General features: G+C 42.2%; 16 protein-coding genes. 14 read left to right on the forward strand and 2 right to left on the reverse strand.

Annotation, left to right across the window (positions count from 1 at the left end; genetic code table 11):
* Positions 1-854: 854 nt before the first annotated feature.
* Positions 855-3,392 (reverse strand): phenylalanine--tRNA ligase subunit beta, encoded by a 2,538-nt coding sequence (pheT, locus tag ACT3CD_RS11825; protein ID WP_444645869.1) that lies wholly within the window; start codon positions 3,390-3,392, stop codon positions 855-857.
* Between the two features lie 179 nt (positions 3,393-3,571).
* On the opposite strand from pheT, the gene ACT3CD_RS11830 reads away from it, so the two are divergent.
* From ACT3CD_RS11830 to ACT3CD_RS11885, 12 genes are all read left to right on the forward strand, one after another.
* A complete protein-coding gene (locus ACT3CD_RS11830) occupies positions 3,572-3,808 on the forward strand; it encodes a hypothetical protein (protein WP_444645839.1) in 237 nt (78 codons plus the stop codon).
* Entirely contained in the window at positions 3,762-4,556 is a 795-nt protein-coding gene (surE, locus tag ACT3CD_RS11835; protein ID WP_444645840.1) for a 5'/3'-nucleotidase SurE, read from the forward strand. Before ACT3CD_RS11830 ends, surE begins: the two co-directional genes overlap by 47 nt.
* Before the next feature lie 82 nt (positions 4,557-4,638).
* Positions 4,639-4,938 (forward strand): hypothetical protein, encoded by a 300-nt coding sequence (locus tag ACT3CD_RS11840; RefSeq protein ID WP_444645841.1) that lies wholly within the window; start codon positions 4,639-4,641, stop codon positions 4,936-4,938.
* A gap of 233 nt (positions 4,939-5,171) precedes the next feature.
* Positions 5,172-6,308 (forward strand): lipid-A-disaccharide synthase, encoded by a 1,137-nt coding sequence (lpxB, locus tag ACT3CD_RS11845; RefSeq protein WP_444645842.1) that lies wholly within the window; start codon positions 5,172-5,174, stop codon positions 6,306-6,308.
* Positions 6,309-6,371: 63 nt separating this feature from the next.
* A complete protein-coding gene (gldF, locus tag ACT3CD_RS11850) occupies positions 6,372-7,103 on the forward strand; it encodes a gliding motility-associated ABC transporter permease subunit GldF (protein WP_444645843.1) in 732 nt (243 codons plus the stop codon).
* Positions 7,104-7,131: 28 nt separating this feature from the next.
* Complete coding sequence (gene gldG, locus ACT3CD_RS11855) at positions 7,132-8,826, forward strand: gliding motility-associated ABC transporter substrate-binding protein GldG (RefSeq protein WP_444645844.1); 1,695 nt, start codon at positions 7,132-7,134, stop codon at positions 8,824-8,826.
* 155 nt (positions 8,827-8,981) lie between these two features.
* Complete coding sequence (dnaN, locus tag ACT3CD_RS11860; RefSeq protein ID WP_444645845.1) at positions 8,982-10,112, forward strand: DNA polymerase III subunit beta; 1,131 nt, start codon at positions 8,982-8,984, stop codon at positions 10,110-10,112.
* A gap of 296 nt (positions 10,113-10,408) precedes the next feature.
* Complete coding sequence (mnmA, locus tag ACT3CD_RS11865) at positions 10,409-11,635, forward strand: tRNA 2-thiouridine(34) synthase MnmA (protein ID WP_444645846.1); 1,227 nt, start codon at positions 10,409-10,411, stop codon at positions 11,633-11,635.
* Between the two features lie 309 nt (positions 11,636-11,944).
* Positions 11,945-12,376 (forward strand): hypothetical protein, encoded by a 432-nt coding sequence (locus tag ACT3CD_RS11870; protein ID WP_444645847.1) that lies wholly within the window; start codon positions 11,945-11,947, stop codon positions 12,374-12,376.
* A gap of 167 nt (positions 12,377-12,543) precedes the next feature.
* Complete coding sequence (locus tag ACT3CD_RS11875) at positions 12,544-13,257, forward strand: class I SAM-dependent methyltransferase (protein ID WP_444645848.1); 714 nt, start codon at positions 12,544-12,546, stop codon at positions 13,255-13,257.
* Positions 13,258-13,563: 306 nt separating this feature from the next.
* Positions 13,564-16,500: an Ig-like domain-containing protein gene (locus tag ACT3CD_RS11880; protein ID WP_444645849.1), complete on the forward strand. Its 2,937-nt coding sequence runs from the start codon at positions 13,564-13,566 to the stop codon at positions 16,498-16,500.
* Between the two features lie 15 nt (positions 16,501-16,515).
* On the forward strand, positions 16,516-16,704 hold the full coding sequence (locus ACT3CD_RS11885) for a hypothetical protein (protein ID WP_444645850.1): 189 nt from the start codon (positions 16,516-16,518) through the stop codon (positions 16,702-16,704).
* Here the strand turns inward: ACT3CD_RS11885 and ACT3CD_RS11890 are convergent.
* On the reverse strand, positions 16,701-20,708 hold the full coding sequence (locus ACT3CD_RS11890) for a two-component regulator propeller domain-containing protein (RefSeq protein WP_444645851.1): 4,008 nt from the start codon (positions 20,706-20,708) through the stop codon (positions 16,701-16,703). The genes ACT3CD_RS11885 and ACT3CD_RS11890 overlap by 4 nt on opposite strands.
* A 776-nt stretch (positions 20,709-21,484) precedes the next feature.
* Here ACT3CD_RS11890 and ACT3CD_RS11895 point away from each other — a divergent pair.
* On the forward strand, positions 21,485-22,693 hold the full coding sequence (locus ACT3CD_RS11895; protein ID WP_444645852.1) for a glycoside hydrolase family 53 protein: 1,209 nt from the start codon (positions 21,485-21,487) through the stop codon (positions 22,691-22,693).
* 58 nt (positions 22,694-22,751) lie between these two features.
* Positions 22,752-25,115 carry a glycoside hydrolase family 2 protein gene (locus ACT3CD_RS11900; RefSeq protein ID WP_444645853.1) on the forward strand — a complete coding sequence of 788 codons (2,364 nt, stop codon included), beginning with the start codon at positions 22,752-22,754 and terminating at the stop codon, positions 25,113-25,115.
* Positions 25,116-25,182: the final 67 nt, after the last annotated feature.

Genomic DNA, 25,182 nt, shown 5'->3' on the forward strand with positions numbered 1-25,182 from the left:
TTTTCCGCGGGGGAAGCCATGTAGGTACGTACACGTCGTCCTTTTCCGCAGGGGAAGCCATGTAGGTACGTACACGTCGTCCTTTTCCGCGGGGGAAGCCATGTAGGTACGTACACGTCGTCCTTTTCCGCAGGGGAAGCCATGTAGGTACGTACACGTCATCCTTTTCCGCGGGGGAAGCCATGTAGGTATGTACACGTTGTCCTTTCCTGTGGGGGAAGCCATATTTATATGTAAAAAGCTTCACTTCTCAGGATTTTAACAATTATCCGAATGTAAAAAGCGTCCACCGTGCGTCGGCAAAAATTGGATTCTTTTCAGGCTTATGCATCGCCTTTTTCCGGGGCTTTCTAGTGTGCGTTTTATTTAGATTTAGCCTTCTTTGGCCACGTTTTGTGTTTCGGATGTGGCTGGCATAAAAAAGCGGTAATGCCGCTTACGTCTGTTTTTGGTGAAGGCTGAAAGTTCAAAATTTAATAATCCGGGCTGTCTGAGCGAAGCGAGTTCCCGGATTTTAGACAATGAAATTGATTTTTAGAAAATTACTTGCAGCGGCGGCATTTTAATGTTATTGAATTTTGTTACGTTCGGCATTGTTGCAAACAAGTTTGCACACTGCGCTCACTAAACGCAAAATTTTTGTTTACTTTTTTTTGCTGTAGTGGAGCGAAGCGGATCACGAATACCTTTGAAATAGAAATTTCAATGAGTAAAAATAGTAAAAGCCTGTGCGGCTTGCGCAATTAAATGGAGCGTCTTTTTTTACCGGACAACAGTCATTTAATTTAAAGAATAACGCCGTTTTTGCCACATAAGGCAAAAACGGCGTTTCTTTATTTTTATGTATCTTCTTTCTAACCTCTAAGTTGAGCGCCCAGCTCTCTTTCGAAGGCAGCTATAAGGTTTTTCATGATTTTATCAATTTGCTTGTCGTTAAGCGTTTTGGTTGTATCCTGAAGGGTGAAACTGACAGCGTATGACTTTTTGCCGGCGCCAAGTTTCTCTCCTTCATAAACATCAAACAGAGAAATGTTCTTTAATAATTTTTTCCCTGTTTTAATTGCCACAGCCTCAATATCGGCAAATGTTACGTTTTGATCAATCAGTAATGCCAAATCTCTGTTTACTTCCGGGAATTTTGACAGCTCTTTAAAGAGCACCGTTTGTCGCGATGCTATTTTGATCATATTATCCCAGTTAAACTCGGCAAAGTAAACGGCTTCGTCAATATCAAATTGTTTGGTTAAGTTGGGGGCTACAATACCCAGCGTGACCAGTTGTGTCTCATTTTGGCTGTAATCCAGACCGTCGGCTAAAATATCATGTTCTTTAATGGCTTGGGTATGCCAGATGTTTTTGTCAATACCCAAACGAATAAGGATGTTTTCAACTTCTGTTTTTAAATCAGCGAAAGAAGTTTTTTGTGCCGGTGTATTCCAGTTTATTGGTGCTTTCAGACCAGTCATGAACAGAGCCAGATGCTGTTCTTCTTTGTAGCTCTTCTGAATGGATTTGTCTTTCCCTTTAAGGTATTGACAATTTCCTATTTCAAATAGTTTTAAATCCGGATTTTGTCTGTTGCGATTATGTCTGATGGTTTCCAGTCCACCAAAAAGTAATGTTTGACGCATTCCGTTCAGATCGCTGCTCAGCGGATTAACCGGCATTACTGTTTGTGAGGCCGGATAAGTGGTCAGCGGTTCATAATAGGCTGCTTTTGTTAGTGAGTTACACATGATTTCGATGAATCCAGCTGCGGTTAGCTGATCCGAAATTGTGTTGCGTAACTGGTGCTGGTTGGGTTTGGGTGAATATACAATGGTAGAATTAACTTTTGATGATATTTCTATATTGTTATAACCATAAACCCTGAGTATTTCTTCAATCACATCGGCTTCGCGTTGAACATCCACCCGGTATGGCGGAACCGCTACCAAAAGGGTGTCATTTTCTTCGTTTAATATTTTAATATCCAAAGCGCTCAATATGGTTTTAATCAGGTTTCGATCAATGGATTTTCCTATTAAACTGTCGATATGTGTGTAGCTCAGTGTTACTTCGAAATCGGATACCGGCTCAGGATAGACATCAACAATACTGGATGATATATTGCCGCCTGCCAGTTCTTTGATTAACAGTGCAGCACGTTTCAATGCATACAATGTATTATTAGGGTCGGTGCCACGTTCAAAGCGGAACGAAGCATCGGTAAATAAGGTGTGTCTGCGTGAGGTTTGACGAATGTATACCGGATTAAAACAGGCACTTTCTAAAAATATTTTGTTGGTTTGTTCGGTTACGCCACTGTCTATCCCCCCAAAAACACCGGCTAAACACATGCCCGTTTCTTCGTTGCAAATCATCAGGTCGTCGCCACTCAATTCGCGGTTTTTTCCATCCAACGTGGTGAATGAGGTGCCTTCAGAAAGGGTCTTTACAATGACGTGCTGCCCACTGATTTTATCGCCGTCGAAAGCATGCAGTGGTTGGCCGCATTCATGTAATACAAAATTTGTTACATCAACGATGTTATTAATTGGCGTCATACCAATGCTGCGTAACCGATTTTTTAGCCACGCGGGTGACTCCTGAACCTTAAGCCCTGATATCGTTACTCCGCTGTAACGTGAGCAGGCTTTATTATCGTCAACCGTTACTTTGACGGTAAAGTTGTTGTTGTCAACATGAAAGTCGTCAACTGACGGTTTTTTTATTTCGCTGTTAATACCGGTTGCTTTGAGGGCAGCGGCTAAATCGCGCGCTACACCTATGTGCGAAGCGGCATCAATGCGGTTGGGGGTGAGGTCCACTTCAAGGATAACATCCGATTCGACATTGAAATATTCGGCGGCCGGCATACCTGTTTTTGTCTCGGATGGCAATACCATAATGCCGTCGTGAGATGCGCCTATTCCTATTTCATCTTCAGCACAGATCATTCCTTCAGATACTTCACCTCTGATTTTGGCTTTTTTTATCTGGAACGACTCATCACCGCTGTATAGTGTTGTGCCAACAGTTGCCACCACCACTTTTTGTCCGGCAGCCACATTGGGTGCTCCGCAAACAATGGGTAATATTTCGCCTGTGCCAATATCAACTGTTGTTTTACTTAATTTGTCGGCGTTGGGATGTTTTTCGCACGTAAGTACGTGGCCAATAACCAATCCTTTAAGACCGCCCTTTATGGTTTCTATTTCTTCAATGCTGCCCACTTCTAAACCTAAAGAAGTTAGAATTTCAGCCGTTTCTTCGGGTGTCTTATCTGTAGAAAGGTAACATTTCAGCCATTTGTATGAAATATTCATGCCGGTACTGATTCTTTTATGTGTTAAACGATATTTGTCTCCTGTTTCGGAGTGACCTACAAAAGTAAGTATTTTAGACTGAATTACTAACTCTGTCTTCTTTTATCTGAATATTTATAGCTTGCCGGTTGAATGAAAATGATGCTTTAGATCTATCCTTTTATTTTTTGTTGTACTATTCAGTGTTTGTCTATGAAGTCCAATTTCTGCGTTGCGATTGTCATAAAAACAGTTATTTAAGCGACGTAAACGTCTTGATTTTTATGATTGCACAGGCCTTGTATCTGAGCTTTATATTTCAAACATTTTGCTTATCGACAGGCTTTGAGTATCGTTGGGCTACCATTGAGACTATAACAAATAGTAATGAAGGTGTAAGCCGCTTTCTGATGGCTTTAACATCTTTGCCTGTTGCTGCTATTTTGTTATCTTTGGAGACGAAAAAAAACAGGTATGGAAAAGATAAGGAAGAACCACCGGCCTTTAATTTTGGTGACTAATGATGATGGTGTTATGGCAGGTGGTATCAAGGCGTTGGTGGAGGCGGTTCGTTCATTTGGAGATGTGGTTGTGGTGGCTCCCGATGCCGCCATGTCGGGAATGTCGCATGCTATTACTGTAAAGGTTCCTTTAGCACTCACGAAGGTGTCGGAAGAAGAAGGCTTGAAAGTTTATAAGACAAATGGAACCCCTGCCGATTGTGTTAAATTATCAATTAATGCGTTGTTCGAAGATAAACCCGATTTTGTTGTATCGGGCATTAACCACGGTACCAACAGCTCGGTAAGCGTACATTATTCAGGAACTGTGGGCGCGGCTCGCGAGGGGGCTTTGAATGGTATCCCTTCCATTGGGTTTTCTCTTTTAAACTACAATGCGGATGCTGATTTTAGCACCGCGGTGAAATACTGTCGAATGGTTTTCGACTATTTCCTGCGTGAGGGGATGGAAAATGGTATCTATTATAATGTTAATGTACCCGATGGCCAGACTATTAAAGGTATAAAAGTATGTCGGCAGGCCCGCGGTACCTGGACTGAAGAGTTTGAGAAACGGGTAGATCCTCGTGGAAAAATATATTTTTGGCTGACAGGTTATTTTGTGAATAATGAACCGGAGAACGATGATACGGATGAATGGGCATTGACCAATGGCTATGTGGCTGTGGTTCCCTGCTCGGTAGATGTGACACATTATTCTTCGCTTGAGCGACTGAAGCAGCGTGAGATGCCACTGTTTGAAAAATAGTGATGTGGAACGGTTTATGAGGAATATGACAGTTAAACTGTTTACACACAATGTTTGAGGAGATAATGAAACGAGACGTGAAATGAAACAATGTTGGTGTAATAAGCAAATAATAGGGCTTTTAATTGGGGTGTTTTTACCTGTTATTACGTCCTATCTGATTTATTTGAACAGGTATCATGGTGTGAAAAGTTATGGCGAATTTGTTGCAGCTCTTTTTCAATTGTATAGTGTCGGCAAGTTTGTTAGTATTAGTGTGTTGCCCAATTTGTTGCTTTTTTTTGTGGCCATTTGGATGGATCGTATGCTGGCAGCTCGTGGCATCGTCATTGCCACGGCTTTTTATGCGATAGGTATTTTTGTTTTATTTTTGATTAAATAGAGTCTGTCAATAAACTAAGTGTTTGAAGTATAAAGTTTCAATAAAAGGCGGACGAAGTCATAAAAATCCAAGAGTTTGCTTTTCGTAAATGACTGTTTTTATGGCAGGCATAACTGAAGTCGTTGACTTGATAGACAAGCGCTAAATATCAAATTGGTGGGTTGAAGCCGTTTTCGATCGTGTTTGCCCGAAAATTAAAAAGCAGAATTCATTACTGAAATAATTATTTACGGATGAAGTATTACATCATTGCTGGTGAAGCTTCCGGCGACCTGCACGCTTCAAATTTGATGCGTGAGATGAAAAAGATGGATCCCATGGCGAGCTTTCGTTTTTGGGGTGGTGATTTGATGGTTGCTGAAGGTGGTCAACTGGTACGGCATTATCGCGATACAGCATACATGGGTTTTTTTGAGGTGGTGACGCATCTGCCTTCCATCTTTGGGAATATTAAAAAGTGCAAGGATGATATACAATCATGGCAGCCCGATGTGGTGATTTTAGTGGATTATCCGGGATTTAATTTACGTATTGCCAAATTTGCCAAAGAAGCCGGTTTTAAGGTGTTTTATTATATCGCGCCAAAAATTTGGGCCTGGAATCAAAGACGGGTGCATACCATTCGTAAATATGTGGATAAGGTATTTACCATTTTGCCGTTCGAAACCGATTTCTATGCTAAATATGATGTCCCTGTCGTTTATTCAGGCAATCCTCTGCTCGATGCGTTGGAGAACAGAGCCCATAAAGAGGAGAGTCTGGATAATTTTGTTCAGCGTACGCATCTTGGTAACCAACCAATTATCGCATTGTTGGCTGGTAGCCGGAAGCAAGAAATAGATCGTTTGTTGCCTGAAATGCTCTCGGTGGTAAAGGATTTTCCCGGTTATCAGTTTGTAGTGGCCGGTGCGCCATCGTTTACCGCCGAAGACTATCTGCCATATGTTAAAAATTATTCGAACGTAAAAGTTTTATTTGGTGAAACATATAGTCTGCTGGTTCATGCCAGAGCTTCATTAATCACCTCTGGAACGGCAACGCTCGAAGCCGCTTTATTGCGCTCTCCGCAAGTGGTCTGCTATAAAATGTGGGGCGGAAGCTTTACCGATTTTATGGCAAAAAAAGTCATCATTAAAGTCCCTTTTATTTCGTTGGTTAACCTGATTATGAACCGGGAAGTGGTTAAAGAATTGTTTCAAAGTACGTTTAGCCAAGTGGCTTTGCGTGAAGAACTGAATCGTTTGTGCCATGATGATGAATACCGTCGTCAGATGTTGAGTAATTACGACGAACTGGCATTGATTATGGGCGGGGCTGGAAGTAGCGCCCGCACGGCCCGCTTGATGTGGGAAACGCTGAGGAGTGAGTAGCCTTTAATGGATTCAGGCTGTTTGTATTACTGTTTATAGTTACTTTTTTTGACAACTAGTTGTATGTTTGCACTTTACAGAAAAGAGGTCGTGTTATTTTTTAGTACCATAACGGGTTATCTGGTAGCTGGGCTTTTTTTGCTGCTAACTGCTTTGTTTTTATGGGTATTACCGGGTGATCTGAATATTCCGCAAGGCGGATATGCTGTTTTGGATTCTTTTTTTTGGCTGGCTCCCTGGCTTTATCTTTTTTTTATTCCGGCAGTTACCATGCGTTTGCTGGCCGAAGAAAAGCGTTCGGGAACCATGGAGCTTTTGTTAACGCATCCTCTTTCTGATTGGCATATCATATTTGCCAAGTTTTTGGCTGGTTTCACCGTTGTTGGGGTGTCGCTGATACCTACGTTGGTCTATTTTTTCTCAGTTTATCACATGGCGCAGCCTCTGGGTAATGTTGATATGGGTGCCATTTGGGGATCCTATATAGGCTTGTTTTTGCTGGCGGCTGTATATACTGCCATTGGATTGTTTACGTCTTCGTTAACCTCCAATCAGATCGTCGCTTTTTTATTGGCAGCTTTGGTTTCTTTTGTCCTTTATACAGGCTTTCAAACAGTCGCACAAATATCTTTAATGAAACCGGTGGGTAGTCTGTTGGTTAATATGGGAATTGATGAACATTACAGTTCCATTAGCCGTGGGGTGGTCGACTCACGTGATATCATTTACTTCTTGAGTGTAATAGCACTCTTTTTGTCATTTACCAGAATTGTTATCGCCCGTCGACGGTGGTAGTATTAATAGTTATTCAGGGATCGTAATTATGGCGCGTAATAATAGAAACAGAAAACGTGACTTACTTCAGCTTTTGTTGGTTTTGGCCGCAGTGGCGTTGTTCAATTTAATTTCCACTTATTGGTTTTTTAGATGGGATTTGACGGCTGAGAAGCGGTATACCATATCGCCTGTGACGGTTGAACTTATGAAACAACTCGATAAGGAGGTAATGGTTAAAATATATCTTGGGGGCGATTTGACAGTCGATTTTCAGAGGTTGTCACGTGCTACCCGTGAAATGTTGGATGAGGTGGGCCGTTTTTCTGGTGCTACGTTTACTTATGAAATGATTGACCCCCTAAAACAACCTCAGGCATTAAGTGATTTGAAGGATTTTGGTCTGAACGCTGTCCCTGTCTTCGACACTGAAGCGGACGGCCGTAAGACTCAGTTTAATATATATCCCTATGCCATTTTTGGAATGGGCGGTTACCAGGTGTCGGTTTCTTTACTGGACAATTTATCCGGACGGTCGGGGGTTGAGAATCTTAATAGTTCAATGGAATCTCTTGAGTATAAGGTGGTCGATGCCATTCGGCGGCTGAAAACAGATGAGACACCTTCGGTTGCTTTTTTGGAAGGCCAGAGCGAATTGGATGAGTTGGATGTTTATGATATTACCGAAGCCTTATCGCAGTATTTTCAGGTTGACCGTGGCGTGTTGGGCCGTGATGCCCATAGTCTCGATAATTATAAAGTAGTGATAGTGGCAAAGCCACAAACGGCATTCTCTGAAAAGGACAAATTAATACTCGATCAGTATATTATGCGTGGCGGGCGTGTTTTGTGGCTGGTGGATGCAGTTAATGTGACGCTCGACAGTCTCAGGCATGCGTCCGAGACTGTGGGGTTGGCTACTGATATTAACATTTCGGATATGTTGTTCAGGTATGGTGTACGCATTAATCCTGAATTGGTGCAGGATGTTCAGGCTGCTTTGATTCCTGTGAATGTGTCACAGCCGGGAGAGAAAGCGCAGCTGGAACCTATGCCGTGGATGTTCAATCCTTTACTCAATACCAATTTACAGCACCCGGTCACCCGGAATGTGAATGTTGTTAAGACTGAGTTTGCCAGTAGTATTGATACGGTGGGCGAAAATGATGTCACCAAAACGATTCTGCTACAAACAGGCCGCTTCTCGCGTCGTATGCCGGTGCCGGTTTTTATTTCTTTGGCAATGGTGAGCGAACGCCCCGTACCGGAAGCTTTTAACCAGTCGGGCATCCCTGTCGCCGTAGCTTTGGAAGGGCATTTTCAGTCCCTGTTTGCCAATAGACCAATTCCGCCGGGCGTTGATTTTTCTTCGGAGGAGCTGATGAAAAATAGTAAGGCAACCCGTATGATTGTGGTAGCCGATGGTGACGTGATCCGAAATGAGGTCAGACAACGCCATGGCGCGCAACCACAGGCCATTCCCCTGGGGTATGATGAGCTGAGTCATCAGATGTTTGGAAATAAGCAGTTTGTTGTGAATGCGGTGAATTATCTTGCCGATGATGAGGGCTGGATGGCGCTTCGTAACCGGAGTTATGAATTGCGGTTGCTCAACCGGGAAGTGCTGGCTAATAGTCTGACATTCTGGAAATGGTTTAATGTGTCGCTGCCTTTGATGCTTTTATTGATTTTAGGCGTTGTTCTCCCGTTGCGCCGACGTTATAAATATGGACGAAAAGGTTAATCATATTATAAATATAGTCTTAAGTTGTTTTTTTTCGTTTGGTAAATTACTTTTTTGTATTTTCGGACTCCGGTAGCCTCAAAAAGCTTTGGTCTGCCGTCGTCAATTGATTGATATTTCATATCTTTGAAAAGTAACTTTAAAAATCATCCTAAATGAAATTTGTCGTATCCAGTTCTGATTTGCTTTCGCATTTGCAGGCTATTAGCAGGGCCATCGCATCCAAAAGTCAGTATCCTATTCTTGATTATTTTTTGTTTGATGTGAACAAGGATACCTCCTTAAATATTACAGCTTCCGATTTGGAGGTTACCATGATCACGCGTATGGTGGCCGATTCGTCAGACGGAGATGGCGTAATTGCGATGCCTTCGAAAATGTTACTCGAAATTTTGAAGAAATTGCCCGAACAGCCCTTAACGTTCGATGTTAACATGGAAACATTGGCTGTTGATATTTTATCTGAAAAAGGTAAATATAATTTTGTGGGACAGCCGGGAGCCGAATATCCTGAAATTCCAAAGGTGGAAGAGGATAAAGCCAGTCGGTTGCAAATACCTGCATCGCTATTGATGACAGGTATTACTAAAACGTTGTTTGCCACGGCCGATGATGAGTTACGACCCGTTATGAACGGTGTTTTGTTCGAGTTTTCGCCCGAAAATCTGACATTTGTGGCTTCTGATTCGCATAAATTGGTGCGCTACAGACGTCTGGATGCGAAGGCTGAATTTGAGGCTTCTTTTATCTTGCCTAAAAAACCTGCCGGTTTGTTGAAGAATATTTTGCCACGTGAGAGTGGTGACGTAATGGTTGAGTTTGACCATAAAAATGCTATTTTTAATTTACCGAATTATAAAATGGTGTGCCGTCTGGTGGAAGGAAATTATCCCAGCTATACTGCTGTTATTCCGCAAGACAACCCAAATAAGTCGGTCATTGATCGTGTGGATTTGGCCAATACACTGGGGCGCGTTTCTATTTTCTCAAATCAGGCTTCCAATCTGGTTAAATTACATATGAGTACCGACGAAATGGTTGTTTCTGCTCAGGATATTGACTTTTCAGTGTCGGCTTTTGAGAAATTGACGTGTCAGTATGATGGAACGGAAATGGAAATAGGTTTTAAATCAGCCTTTTTGGCCGATATTCTGGACAATATTTCATCGGACGATATCATTCTTGAAATGTCGGATCCTTCAAGGGCTGCCATCATCCTGCCATTTGAGAAAAAGGAAAATGAAGATGAATTTATGCTTCTGATGCCGATGATGATTAATGCCTGATTGAAACAATATGATCGTAAAAAAGCAGTTCCGCCAGATGTCGGGGCTGCTTTTTTTAGTTGGTGCTTGTTCAAGAGTTAGAGAGACAGCTGTGCGCGCTTAACTTTTGAGGCTTGCTCACCTATAAAATATGAGTTTACTTCTTTCATTGATCCAGTGTACAAGAGCCACCCGGACGTTGGTCTTTCTATTATTTATTGGTCTGAAGATTCGTCAAATGACATTATTGTTATTTCACAAAAGGCTCTTTTTCTTACTGTCTGAATTTCCGTATATTTGCACCCTTAAATTATTTTTTGGAAGGAGATTTGATGTCTGAGAACAAGAAAAAGGTAGTTGTGGGTTTGTCGGGCGGTGTCGATTCAAGCGTTGCGGCCTATGTTTTAAAGGAACAGGGCTATGAGGTGATAGGCTTGTTTATGAAGAACTGGCACGACACCACCGGGGTGTTGAAAGCCGATTGTCCCTGGCTCGACGATAAGTTTGATGCCGAGGCGGTGGCGCGTAAGCTGGATATTCCTTTTCACATGGTTGATTTAAGTGACCAATATCGGGCACGTGTGGTTGATTATATGTTTTCGGAATATGAAAAAGGGCGTACGCCTAATCCTGATGTGCTTTGTAATCGTGAGATAAAATTTGATGTTTTTTTGGATGAGGCATTGAAGTTGGGCGCTGATTTCGTCGCAACGGGTCATTATTGTCGTAAAGAAACCATTGATGTGGATGGTCAGCCGGTTTACCGTTTGATAGCCGGATCAGATCATAATAAAGATCAGAGTTATTTTCTCTGTCAATTGTCGCAAAAACAGTTATCTAAAGCATTATTTCCCATCGGCGATATGCAAAAACCCGATGTGCGTCGTATTGCCGGTGAGTTGAATTTGATAACGGCTCATAAAAAAGACTCACAAGGGATTTGTTTTGTCGGTAAAGTTGATTTACCTGTTTTTCTTCAGCAGAAGTTAAAGGCTAAGCCCGGTAAGGTTTTTCTTATTCCACCCGAAAGTGATTTGTTTAAGCGGGATTGGCAGACTGCCATACGTGAGCATACCGAGGCTGTTTTGGATGAGATTTCGCATCCTTATCCTTTTCACCCCAAATATGGACAAAGCATAGGAGTGCATAATGGCGCTCATTTTTATACCATTGGTCAACGTAAAGGTTTGAATATTGGGGGGTTTCCGGAGCCGTTGTTTGTGATTGGCATAGATGTTAATTATAACCAGGTGTATGTTGGAATGGGGCAGTCGCATCCGGGGTTGTTTCGTTCTGTGCTGAAAATTTGCACCAAGGAGATTCACTGGGTGCGTCCGGATATGACAATGAACGATGGAGAGAGCCGTCGTTATAAATTGCGTATTCGGTATCGTCAGCCATTGCAGGATGGCGTTATTTATCAGCATGCCGGCGGTATGTATATCGTATTTGATGAGCCGCAACGTGGTATCACAGCAGGTCAGTTTGCGGCCTGGTACGATGAAAATGAAGAACTGTTGGGTTCAGGAGTTATACATGCCTGAGTGTTGCCTGTTGGTACGACGTTTTTTTATGTGTCTGGAAATGAAGAATCAGGATTTGAGGTGTTAATGCTTGCTATAAAATTTCATATGTTTATATTTTGTTTTTTAAGGTCATATGGAACTCGCCTAACTTAATCATCCCCCTGTGTGTGAAATAATTTCCATGGCTCGTTTCATATGATTATAATTTGTTTTTCAGTTGCCATATGGAACTCGCCGGATAATCATCCACCTGTGTGAGAGATTACACTCATGGCTCGTTTCATAACACAGAAATTGTTTTTTTGCAAGCACCAAATAATTAAGCGAATGAAAAGTTACGATCCATATATGCACACTACCGAGCATATCCTTAACCGTACCATGGTTAATATGTTTGGCTGTGACCGTTCTTTTTCAAATCATCTGGAAAAGAAAAAGTCGAAATGTGATTACCGCTTTAACAGGGCATTGACGGCTGAAGAGGAAACGCTTATTTCTGAGAAAGTGAATGAGCAGCTTACACGAAACCTTGATGTGACACAAAAGGTGGTGAGCAGGGAGGATGCGGCACTCGATTTTGATCTTGATCGTTTGCCCGATGCTGCCGGTGACACAATTCGTTTGGTTTCTGTTGGTGATTACGATGTTTGTCCCTGTATTGGCGATCATGTCCTGAATACTTCCGAAATAGGTGAGTTTGTTCTGGTCAGTTCGTCGTTCGACGATGGCGTGTTGCGTATTCGGTTTAAGTTGAAGTAGTTATTTTGAGTGTTTACGAAGTTTTTGTACTTTTTCTTGTTGGGTCGTGTCATATCCTATATTTAGAAATAAGATCTGTTAGTGTTTTTATTTCAGACTAACTCACCCGCCATTGAAAGTCAATATGCAAGGGTCAATTTTTTTTCACACTAACATACAAACATATCATGCAGCCACAACATGATGTCATGGGGCAGGCAGGCCTCAGCTTTTTGGAAGAAGCTGACAATACTGCTGTTATTAAAGTCTGGTGCGATATCGCCGAAACAGAAGAGTTGCCTGTTTCCTATCTCTTTAGATCTTATCATGATATGCCACTTCTGGAGCAACAGGCGCTGGCACATTGCCGTGGGCGCGTGTTGGATGTTGGCGCAGGAATGGGGAGCCATTCTTTGTATTTGCAGGAGGCCGGGTTCGATGTCACGGCACTTGAGGTGTCGCCATTGGCTTGTGAAGTCATGCAGCGACGTGGCGTGAACAATATTGTATGTCACGATTTTTTTGATTTTAGGTGCGACACTAAATTTGACACGATTTTTTTATTAATGAACGGTATTGGTGTGGCGCAGACGCTTGATCGTTTGCCTGCTTTTTTTGAGCAAGCCCGTAAATTACTGCAACCGGGAGGGCAAATTTTGATGGATTCGTCCGACCTGAAATATCTTTTTATGGAAGAGGATGGCAGTTTGTTGATAGACCTCAATGCCCCGTATTATGGCGAAGTGATGTATAAAATGAGCTTTCGTCATTTTCGCAGTAATAAGTTTCCATGGCTTTTTGTGGGCGATGACCTGTTGGCGCTTTACGCTGCTGAAAATGGGTTTCGTTTTCGTAAATTGCTTGATGGACCTAACTATGATTACCTTGGATTGCTGGAGTGAATCTTTTTTCTGTTTCGTGGCAACATTTCTGTTCTCTTTTTGTTTCTGTTTTTTGTGATTTTAGTCTCATTATGAGAAGTCAAGTCCGTTCGTCAAAAGATTGCGTCTGTTTATCAATAAATAGATATGTTTATATAACATTAAATGTTATTTCCCGTACAAATATTTAATTTTGCACGTCGCACGTTTTTAGGTATTTGTGTGTGGGTTTTTAAATATAGGGATAATTAAGGGAAAGGGAATACTGGCCGATTATTTGAGTTTAATTTGAGGGGTTGGCAGTGTGAAGAGTTAAAAATTTAGACTATGAAAAAAATTTTACAGGAAGTTGGGCTAATTGTACTTTTAATTAGCATGGTAGGGGGAAGTAAAGCGCAGACTTACACATTTAGTCCGGCAGATGGTTCAACGGACGTGTCAACATCTCCTACGCTTACAATCACCTTTGATGGACCGGTGTCGTTGGTGAAAGGGAAATCTATTTATGTGACGAATAGTGATTGGAGTGCATATTTTGCTTTTTCTACAGGTTCTGACGGTGTAGGCTTACCACCTGTGTCCGTACCTGCGGATGATGAGTTGATCGTTTCCGGTAATACTTTAACAATTGATTTGAGCGGTGAGGTGCTGGAGAGTGAACAGGAATATTCTGTTTTTACTGATGCCGGTGCCATTAAAGTATCAGATGATGTTTGGGACGGTCTTGCCACTTATCCAACTTCCATCTGGTCGTTTACGACGGAGTCGTCGGTTGTAGTATCTGTTACGGATTTTTCGCCTGCCGATGATGCCACTGATGTTTCCATCAGTCCTACTTTGTCGGTTACCTTTGATCAGGATATTATTCTGGGTAGTACCGGTTTTTTTAGGATTTATGATGAGCTCAATCAACAGGTTGTGACTATTGATGTTACGAGCCCTAAAGTGTCTGTCAATGCGAATGTGTTGGAAGTCAGCCTGTCTAACGTGCTATTGTCTTATTCATCCCTTTATCACGTCAATATCGATGCCGGGTTTGTCGAATCTTTTGGCGGTATAAGTGATAATACTTCGTGGACGTTTACCACAGAAACAACGCCACCTTCCTGGTTGGTCGATCCAACTGTTTCTCAGTCTACAACGGGATACACTGTGTCAGGACAAACCGATTCAGGTGGTATTTACTATTTTATTGTAACGGATGAATTGAAAACGCCTACGGCAGCTCAGATAAAAGCCGGAACGGATGCATACGGTAACAGCGCTATTGTTGCAATAAATGATCAGATGTATGCCAGTACCACTTTTTCAAACAATCAGACTTTTAGCTCGGCATTGCCTTTAGGACAAGTCTATTATGTCTACATTGTAGCAGCTTCCATCGATTCTAAAAATAGTGATGTGAAGTTGTCATATATTGATCGGACCCTACCCTCTGTTAACGAAGGATTGTGTGACCCACAGGATGGAGAAACCTCAGCTGCCGTGAATACCGATATTACCATTACGTTTACCGAAAAGATGTATGGCTATAGCGGCGGAACACTCGTTGCTTTGGACGAAACTTTTTTTGATTTGACCACGGGTGACACTCCTGTAGACTTTACCTTTTCTGTTAGTACCGACGGAAAAGTGGTTGTCTTGACGCCGGTGGATGAGTTGCTGGGCTCTACTGAGTATCAAATTGCAATCAGTACGCTGTCGGATGCTTATTATAATCAACTGGCGTCCTTAACCCGTACTTTTGAGACGGATGACCTGAACATCTGGACAGGGGCAAATGCAAGCGATCCAACCAACTGGTTTTTGGATGCCAACTGGGCATCTTCTTATGTGTCAGGCAAAAGTGTCAAAATTCCGGCAGACCTGAGTAATTATCCCGTTATTGCTGATGGCGACGATGTTTCTGTCAATAATCTAACCATAGAAGCTGGAGCAAATCTTTCTCAAACCGGTGGACAATTAACCATTGTTGGCGATTTCGTGTTGGAGTCAACGGTTGACATTAACGCATCATATATTTATCAGGGCGGAACATTAAACGTTAGTGATGATAATGTGCATGTGGAACAACAAATATCAAATATTGACTGGACTTATCTTTTGGCATCGCCCACCATGGGTGCTACCAAGTCAGGTATTTTATCAACATATCCTTTAAGGTATTACGATAATCCTACCGACTCCTGGATAGATATTGGCAATACGGCCACCATGGAGCCCGGACGTGGCTATTCTATTTGGACCGATTATACTGACTTTGAATTTACCGGCGCGTTGAATTTGTCTGATGTCAGCGTTGATTTGGTGCGAACCGATGGTCAGGGGTATGGGTGGAATTTGTTGGGAAATCCTTTTACTGCGGCTATTGACTGGTCGTTGCTTGATGTGGATACCTCTAAAATTGTTAATGGTTACTGGATTTGGGATCCTCGTCTGAGTTTATATGGCGCATTAAACAGTGAGAGTGGGGTCATGGTGAATATGGATTACGACAAAATTCCCTCCAATCATGCTTTTCTTGTAAAGGTAAAACCCGGCATCTCGTCTGCTTCTCTCAATATCACCAATCAGGCTTTGGTCGCCAATGTGGGGTCTATGCTTAAGTCTTCTACTCCGTTTGATTATATTAAAATGGCCGGTATTAATGGCGATTATAAGGATGAAATCGCTTTGGCTTTTTCCGATAAAGCGTCGATACTGGAAGATAAATATGATACTGAAAAGAAATTTGCCAACCGCAGTTATCTGCTTGAATTATATACTGAAGTTGGAGATTTAAAAGCCTGTATTAATTCGTTTCCATTGGATGGGGAACGTATTATTCCTTTGGGCTATTATGCTAAAAAAACAGGGTCTTATTCGATAGAGTTAGTTGATAATCCGTCGGCTGTAGAGGTTTCGTTGATTGATCACCAGACCGATAAGGAGTTTGATTTTTCGGAAGGTAATTCGTATTCGTTTACTGCTGGTGAGACTGGTTATAACAGTGAACGTTTTGCTTTGCGTTTAAAACGTGTGGCAACGGATATAACTTCTTTGAAGCACCAAAGTTTGGTGTCGTATGTGAATAATGGAACTCTGTTTGTTGAGGTTCCGGATGATATGGCCGGCGATTATATGACCGTTGTGGATGTTAATGGCAAGGTAATAACAAAAGTAATGCTAAAGGATGGCACGAATCAAATTGATGGTTTGGTTGCTGGTTTATATTTTCTTAATTTTACCACCAATTCTGAAAGTATAAAAGTCCTTGTAAAGTAATATTTATTGACTTTGATGAAGTTAAAAAATAAATACAATAAACCCGAGATTCGTGAAGTCCTGATTGATCAGTCAATTGCTGTTTTTATGACTTCTGAAGGTTCAGGACCTGATCCGAGTGATAAACCTAAAAATGCTTCGCCATCTTCGGATGGCGATAGCTTCAATGAAAATAAACTGGAAGAGAATCCCTTTGAGCGTTAGCTTGAAGGGATTTCCTTTTTATTATCTGTTACCAGTGCATACTTACTGGGCGGGACACCGTATTTCCCTTTGAAACTTTTTGAAAAGGCCGATTGACTTGTGAACCCCACGGCATACATGGCTTCTGAGATGTTGCTGTTTTGGCTTTTAATATATAAGGCCGCTTTTTGCAAGCGGTAGTCTATAATAATTTCCTTGGTCCCTTTGCCTGTGATTTGCCTTAGTCTTCGGTATAAATGTGTGGCACTCATGCCTATTTGTGTCGCAATGTATTCTACGGTGAGTTCAGGGTCATCAACCTTATTTTCGATGATTGTCATCACTTTGGTTAGTAATTGTTCGTCGGCTGTTGGTTTTTCGTTATTTGGGCTTTTAGGCGTGATAAGTAGTTGCTTTTTGATAAATTCTGAGAGTTGACTTTCGCGACGGAAAATGGCTTCTATACACGATTGCAGGTATTCAATATCAAATGGTTTGGTAATGTACATGTCGGCACCGCTTTGCATCCCTTCCAATTTTTGTTGATCCATTGTTTTGGCCGTGAGCAGAATTACCGGCAGGTGCATTGTTTTCTTTTCCTGTTTAATCATTCTACAGAGTTCCAGTCCATTGATGCCGGGCATCATAATATCTGAAATAACCAATTGTGGTTTTTCTTTTTGCAGGATATTCCATCCTTCGTTGCCATCATGTGCTGTTTGTATATAATAGCTGTTTTGCAGGTTCCAACGAATCAGATCAAGAATATCGTCGTTGTCATCAATTACCAGGATTCGTTTGGCCGTTGCCTGATCCAATGGGCGTTTTTCCTGATTGAAAAATGCGGGTACGGTATGGGGGGTTGAATTGGTCGCAATCTCTGGCTTTGTTTTGCAAGCTGGCAGAGTTAATAGAAAGGTGCTTCCCTTATTGATTTCACTTTTAACGGATAGTGTTCCATTGTGCAGCTGCGCGTATTTATGGGCAAGGGTTAGGCCTATACCACTCCCGGTTTTTAGCTTTTTATTTTTCTCGTTGGTTTGGTAAAAATGTTTGAATATGTGTTGCTGGTCGTTGCCCGAAATGCCAATGCCGGTATCTGAAATGGCTATTTGCAGACGTTGCTCTTTATCATTCGTCATTTTCAGAGAAATACTGCCGCCCGACGGGGTATATTTAAATGCATTGGAAAGGATGTTGAACAGGATCGTTTCAATTTTTTCTTTGTCAATGTTGGCGAAGACTGGTTCTATAGGCAGATTAATGGTGTAGTCAATTTCATGTCGGGTGGCGATGTCATCAAAAAAGATGAAAACATCTTTACAGAATTGATTCATGTTGGTTATTTCTGTAGACAGCAATAGTTTATCCGATTCTATTTTTCGAAGATCAAGCAGTTGATTAACCAGCTTGTATAGTCGTAGCGCATTTCGGTAGGCCAGATTAAGCATTTTTTGCTGCACGGGGTTGCCCGGTTGATTCAACAATTGTTTTAGCGGTGGTATAATGAGGCTTAATGGGGTGCGGAATTCGTGTGAGATGTTGGTGAAAAAGTCAATTTTGGCTTCGTACATTTTTTCGCTGTGCTCGTTTTTAAGTTTCAGAATATGTAATTGGTTATTTAATTTTTGTCGATAGTTATATATTTTGAAGATGGTATAGGTGAGCCCTATTGCTATTAATATATAGAGTAGTATGAAAGCTTTGCTGAGAAGGAGTGATGGCGCAATATGAATGGGAAGTTGTCTTGTTTCACTCCATACGCCCAGCCGGTTGGTGCCACTGACTTCGAGCGTGTAATCACCGGGTGTTAGGTTCGAAAAAACTGCGAAGTTTTTGATGCCTGAGGTGAAAGTCCATTCATCCTGCAAAGGCGTTAGTCGATAGCGGAATTGCGAGACATCCGGAAACAGATAGTCGAAGGTGGAGAATTCAAAGGTCAGCGAATTTTCATAGAATTTAAGTTTTAACAGGTCGGTAAAGGCAATGTCGTTAATTGAGACGTGAGTGCTGTCGCTGGGGACTATTTTGCGGTTATTGATGAACAGACCTGAAATAAGCAATGTGGGACGCTTCTCAGGGCCATTGAATGCTGTGGGTTTTACTTCTACATAGCCGTTGTCGCCACCAAAATATAAAATCCCGTCGGTGTTAATGGTGGCTGCATAATTGTAAAATCCCTTGAAGTAGGTGTTGGTATTGACAGGTAGTGTTGTATAGCTTTTGGTGGTTGGGTCAATGCGTAGTATTGTATTGTGAGTCGTGGCCCAGATAAAACCCTGTCTGTCCTCTTGTAGATTGATTATTTTTACCGGTGTCCCTGTGATTATTTTTATCGATGAAATTGAATCAGTCGTTGGGGTATATCTGATGATTTCATTGTGTACACCCAGCCATAAGTCACCATTTTGTGTGGCAATTTGGCTTGTAATATGTTTGTTTTTAATGTGTTGAACAATGGCTTTAACAGAGCTCTTTTCGAGCGTATGGGGATTTATTTTCCAGAATTTATTGGCCTGACTCATATAGATGTTGTTTTTACTGGCCAGGAAACGGGCCTCTCCGTTGTTGTCAAATTGCAGGAAATGAATTTTATCGACGTTTCTTATATCTCCGGTTATCTTGTACATACCACCTTCCCAGGCACTTACCCACATGGAGCCATCATCAAGCACAGCAAAGCCGCTGATGTAGTTGGAGGTGAGACCATTGTTTTTATTGGCTGTGATAGACGTCATTGTTTGAGTTGACGGATTCCATAGGTTGATACCACCTGCTGTTCCTATCCAGATACGGTTCATGGTGTCTTTGGTCAGAGCGTATACATTGTCCAGAAGTATTTGTCGTTCGGGAGCCGAATTGGTTGAGAAATCGGTTTCCAGACCTGTTTTGTTCGACTTGTGAATGACGCCGTGGATCGAAGCCATCCATAAGTCATTATTTTCGTCACAGAGCAGCGCTCTGATCTGATTTCCAATACGGGGTTCCTGGTATGAGAAAAAAGCCTGATGTAATATGTAGCCTGTTTTTGAGGGATCGATGATGCTGATTCCGCCCGAGGTAATGAGCCATACTCGCTGGCTTTGGTCTTCAAATATCTCCCAAATAACATTGTTTGCAATGGAGTGGATGACTTGCGGGTCATGATATAAGGTGATTATCTTACTCGTGTAACGGTTAAAAATATTTAAACCAAAATCGGTCCCCAGCCATATTAGTGAATCGTTTTGTTGATACAGACATTTAACAACTTCATTACTTATGGCGGTGTTGCTGGTGTTATAGGTTTTAGTCTGACCGTTGCGTGTGTCAAAGGCTACCAGTCCGGTTTCAGTGCCTACCCAGAGTAAGGTGTCATTGTTGGATGAAAAGGGGTGAATGGTGCAGATCAGGTTATTTTCGAGTAGTGGCTTGTATGTCCCTTTCAGATTATAGCTGGTAAATGTGCCATTATGAAAGCCGTTTAAACCGTTATAGGTGCCCACCCAGATAGTCCCGTTTTGCGCTTGGTAAAAGGCTCTGATGGTGTTATGGCTTAGTGCTGAGTTGGCGGTGTTGTATAGCGTGTAGGTTTGGGTGGCTGCTGTGTAGATGAGTATCCCTTTGGTGGTTCCAATCCATATTCTTCCACGCTGGTCTTTCATCAGGGCTCTTATTGCTTTAGCGTCACCGGTGTTGATCTGTGTGACTTTAAAGGTGCGGATATTTATGCGTGATAAGCCATTCCAGGTTCCAACCCAAATGTAATCGTCATCGTACAGCAGGGTGCTTATATTATTGGATATGATAGATGTCGGATGGCCTTCATTTTGGAATTGGGTCATTTGGTAGCCGTCGTATCTTGAAAGTCCCTCCTGCGTCCCTATCCAAATGAAGCCATATTTGTCCTGAACAATGGAATTGGTTACGTTACTACCCAGTCCGTTATCAATTGTCAGGTTGGTGAAGAAATAGGCGTCTGTGTTGGCCGCTGATGAAGTCCAGTGACCTAATAGTAATATTGATATGATAATAAGTTTGTTCATGTTAATGCTGCTTTTATGACAAGCGTAACGCAGAAGTTGACTTTAAAGACAAACACTATTTAGTGTTATTGCAATGCCTGTTCATTTTTAGTTTAAGATCAAATTTAAGATATTTTTAGTGATTGTTGGGGGCTTGTTCCATTTTCTGAATTGGAGTGTATGATTTGAGCATTGTTTTATCTGGTTATGGTATAATATGTTGCGTGCATAGGTTCGTATTTTATATTTGACTTGTATGATTTTGACAACTTTCTGTATGATTTGTTTTACACTCTTAATTAACGTTTTTTTAGTTTTAAAAATCTTTCAAAGGAGAGGAAAGTAAGTGCGGAAATGTATCGGTCTTCAGGACTTTGATGATTTGTTTTTTGACATCGAATAAATATTTAAATCGGGCGGTGTTGATGTGAATGTTTCTGCTGATTTGATTTAGTGGCAAGGAGTAGGAGAATAGTATCTTAAGGAATAGTCTGAGACTACTGTCTCAAGGTGTCCGAGACCATTGACTCGGGGTGTATGAGACCATTGTCTCAAGGTGTCCGAGGTTACTGTCTCAAGGTGTCCGAGGTTACTGTCTCAAGGAGTCTGAGGTTACTGTCTCAAGGAGCATGAGGTTACTGTCTCAGGGAGCATGAGGTTACTGTCTCAGGGAGCATGAGGTTACTGTCTCAGGGAGTATGAGACTACTGTCTCAAGGAGTCTGAGACTATCGTCTCAAGGTTTAGATTCGTTGAACTAAGGGTGTTTGTTAATATATAAATGATATTATGATGGGAATGATGAGATTTTTTAGACAACTGTTTGTTCTTTCATTTTTGGTGCTGCTTAGCATGGGTGCCGGATGTTCGGAATCGGATAATGGCAGCACCGAGCCGGATCCGGACGTGGTTATACCGGTCGATTTTCCCGCTTTTGTCAAAGGGGTTGATTTATCCTATGTTAATCAAATAGAAGATAATGGCGGTGTTTATTATAAAGATGGTGTTGCAGCCGATCCTTATGTTTTGCTCAAAGACAAAGGGGCTAATTTGGTGCGGTTGCGCTTGTGGCATAACCCTTCCTGGTATCAAACTATTTATGGGTCAGAGGCGGTGCTTTACAGTGGTTTTGATGATGTGAAGAAGAGCATCAGACGGGCAAAAGAGGCCGGGATGGCTGTTTGTCTGGATTTTCATTATTCTGATACATGGGCCGATCCGGCTCGTCAGGATGTCCCGGCTGCATGGAAAGACATTACGGATATTGAGGTCTTAGAGGATTCTGTTTACCAATATACGTTTGGTGTCCTAAATCAACTTTATTTAGATGGGTTATTGCCCCAGATGGTGCAAATTGGTAATGAAACCAATAGAGGTATGATGGATACCGATGTTTCGGCTGCTTTTCCTAAACTTAATGTGTATGATGGGAACTGGGATAATTATGGTCAGGTCGTGAATGCTGCCATTAAAGCCGTTCGCGATGTTGATGCCATATCTGGTCAGGAAACGGTGGTAGCGCTGCACGTAGCCGATCCTAAAAATCTCGAATGGTGGTTTACTGCTGCCATTAATCAGGGGCATATCAATGATTTTGATGTTATGGGGTTTTCTTATTACCATATCTGGCATACCGAGGTCGCTTTTGATGATTTGCCTGATTTGGTTACTTCTTTATCTGCGCGTTTTGGTAAAAAGTTGATGATTCTCGAAACGGCCTATCCTTTTACGAGGGATAATAATGATACTTATGGCAATATATACTATAACCAGCCGGCATTAGCTCAATTTCCATATACCGTTGAGGGGCAAAAGGCGTTTCTTACATCGTTGCATCAGAATATGTCGGAGGCCGGCGTTTGGGGTGTTATGTACTGGGAACCTGCATGGATAAGTTCACCTATGAGCGATTTGTGGGGAAAGGGGTCGGCCTGGGAAAACTGTGCTTTATTCGATTTTTCCGGTGAGATAAGCACGGCAGCTGATTATTTAAATGAAACCTATTGATTGGTAGTAGGGGAGTGGCAGTACGTTTATTTGTAGTGATTATTAAAATATTGGAATAATGAAAAATAGTTTGCTCTTAGTCATCGTCCTTGTGATGTTTGGGATAGTGGGTTGTAATTCGAATGATACCGGTGCGAAAATACGCGAGCAGTTATTTAATGATAATTGGCAATTTATGAAGGCTGTTGACAGCCTGACTGTTAATGATATGCCTGATGCGTCAGATGCGGCATGGGAAGCGGTGTCGTTGCCTCATACGGCCAATATTGAACCGTTGGTGATTAAAGGGGATCAATGGCAGGGGACGGCCTGGTATCGTAAATCTTTTTTTGTGGCGAAGAGCTGGCGCGACCGTCATTTGGCATTGCGTTTTGAAGGTGCGATGCAAGTGGCCGAAGTGTATATAAACGGTCGGCTGGTGATGAGTCATTATGGTGGTTATCTGCCTTTTTATGTGGAATTGAACGATTGGGTGAATTATGGCGCCGGGAATACCGTAATGGTGCGGTTGAATAATGAGGATAACCCGCAGGTACCTCCGGGCAAGTCTTTGAAGCATCTCGACTTTAATATTTACAGCGGCATATATCGTAATGTGTGGTTTATAAATAAGGATAAGCTGCATGTTTCGGATGCTGTGGGTGCCAATCGGGTGGCTGGTGGTGGCATTATGGTCAGCTATCAAAATGTGTCGTCGCAGTCGGCAACCGTTCAGGTCAGGGTGGAAGTTGAAAATCAGTATGTCGATGCCCGCCCGGCTCGCGTATTACTGGATCTTATTTCGCCTGATGGGATAACGGTTGTATCGCGTGAGTCGGAAGATGTAATGGTTCAACCTGACACTTTTAATGTCTTTAGTTTCTATGTGGATGTGGATCAGCCTGCGTTATGGTCTCCTGATAGCCCGTCTTTGTATCAGCTTGTTGTGCGCGTGGTTAATGATGGTCAGCCGGTTGATTATGTGGAAGAGCATATTGGTATTCGAACATTTCAGTTTACAACCAGTGGCTTTGAGTTAAATGGAAAGCCTTTGTGGCTCCGTGGAACCAACAGGCATCAGGAATATCCGTATGTTGGCTATGCTCTTTCTGATAACGCCAATTACAGAGATGCCTGGAAGATCAAAGCGGCCGGGTTTAATATTGTTCGTCTGTCTCATTACCCTCAATCGCAATCGTTTATGGATGCTTGTGATGAGTTGGGGTTATTTACGGTGGATGCCATTCCCGGGTGGCAGTTTTTTGGTGATACTCTTTTTCAGGAACGTGCCATCAGTGATGTGCGTAATATGGTGAGGCGCGATCGCAATCGTCCTTCTGTGATTTTGTGGGAGGCATCGCTGAACGAATCACGAATGTCTCACGATTTTATGCGGCGTGCGCATGATGCGGTGCATGAGGAGCTGCCTGTACCCGATGTTTATACCTGCGGATGGATCGATGATGTATACGATGTTTATATTCCGGCTCGTCAGCATGGAAAGGCGCCTTATTATTGGAATCAATATAATCGTAAACCTGTTTTTATCGCTGAATATGGCGATTGGGAGTATTATGCTCAGAATGCAGGTTTTAATCAAACCGCATTTGATGATTTAACCTCCGATGAACGTAACTCTCGTCAGTTGCGGGGTTTTGGGCAGAAGCGTTTGGTGCAGCAGGCGCTCAATTATCAGGAAGCCCATAATTCGAATTTAAAGGGTCAGGCTGCCGGCGATGCCAATTGGTTGATGTTTGACTATAATCGTGGTTATGCACCCGATTTGGAAGCGTCTGGTATCATGGACATTTTTCGTCTCCCTAAGTTTGCATTCTGGTTTTATAAGAGTCAGGCGGGCGTAGCGGACAACGATCCGTTTCGTCAGCCATTTGTGCAAATAGCCAATTACTACAACGACCCATCACTCATGGAAGTGAAAGTATTCAGCAATTGTGATGAGGTCGAACTTTTTAGGAATGGGACCTCTTTGGGGCGGCAAAAACCCGATATCGATAATTTTAGCGATGCTATTGAACAACCTCCATTTACTTTTAGGCTGAAGACTTTCGTGCCCGGACAACTGGAGGCCAAAGGATATATTAATGGTGAGCCGGTTGCTAATCATATTAGAAAAACACCGGGGCAGGCAGCAAGAATACATCTGACCGCAGATGAGAATGGACGTCCACTTGAGGGTAACGTCAACGACCTGGTGTTTGTTTATGCCCGTGTAACGGATGATGATGGCATTGAGGTGCCTGATTATAGCAGCGAAATAACTTTTAACCTTTCGGGCGATGGTGAATTAATAGGATATAATCCCATTACTGCGGAGGCTGGTATTGCAACCATCATTTTGAAGGCCGGGAAACCGGGTGATATTACTGTAACTGCCGAAGGATCAGGTTTGGTATCGGCTACCATGAAATTACAGGTGAAATAAAATTATAACTGGATGATGTTTAGAGGGATTAGTTCTGAATTTCCAAAACAAGTTAATAAATCAACGA

Origin of the sequence: Geofilum sp. OHC36d9 (genome assembly GCF_052400685.1) — a bacterium.
In the GTDB taxonomy this organism is placed as follows: domain Bacteria; phylum Bacteroidota; class Bacteroidia; order Bacteroidales; family Marinilabiliaceae; genus CAZHHH01.